The organism is Vibrio sp. YT-19(2023), from assembly GCF_033337395.1.
The window spans coordinates 1-520 of record NZ_JAWOQN010001134.1 but is presented as its reverse complement, the minus strand read 5'-3'; the positions used below and the strand labels follow the sequence as shown (position 1 = coordinate 520).

The 520-nt window shown below is 47.7% G+C and carries 1 protein-coding gene and 1 pseudogene; both read right to left on the bottom strand.

From position 1 onward, the window contains the following. Positions 1–119: pseudogene (locus R7E78_RS30460) on the bottom strand (peptide ABC transporter permease); the annotation flags it as partial. Further along, positions 106–520: ABC transporter permease subunit (locus R7E78_RS30455; RefSeq protein ID WP_318059188.1), on the bottom strand; the 415-nt coding region annotated here is incomplete at its 5' end. The pseudogene R7E78_RS30460 and the gene R7E78_RS30455, both read right to left, overlap by 14 nt.

Below are 520 nucleotides of genomic sequence, written 5' to 3'. Positions count from 1 at the left end.
ACGATCAAGCCTAAACACCACAAGCCAAACATCGCTAACCCGTTAGCGCGGTAACTACGCCAAAATCGCTCAAACTGAGTTGGAATGCGTTCTTCCTGATAAACGTTATTTGTTAGCATACCATTCCTTTCTCACCAGAGGGTTGATCATGGCGCCAATCAAGTCCGAAAGGATATTGGCAGTTAATACGAGTGTCGCAAGCACCATTACTCCTGCTTGGATTGAGGCGTAATCTTGATTGGCAAGTGCATCCAGCAACCAGCGACCAATGCCCGGCCAGTTAAAAATCGACTCGGTGATGATCGCTAAAGTGATCATGCTAGATAGCTGAACCCCAACTTTTGGAATGATGGGCGGAATGGCGTTACGCATTACGTCCTGAGTGACTATCTCACGATTCGATAAGCCTTTGCTTCGGGCAGCGCGAATGTAGTTTTGGCTCATAACTTCTGCAACAGATGCACGCATCAAACCAACAACTTGAGTCGTAGGTGCTAACGCCAGAACCAAACACGGCAGA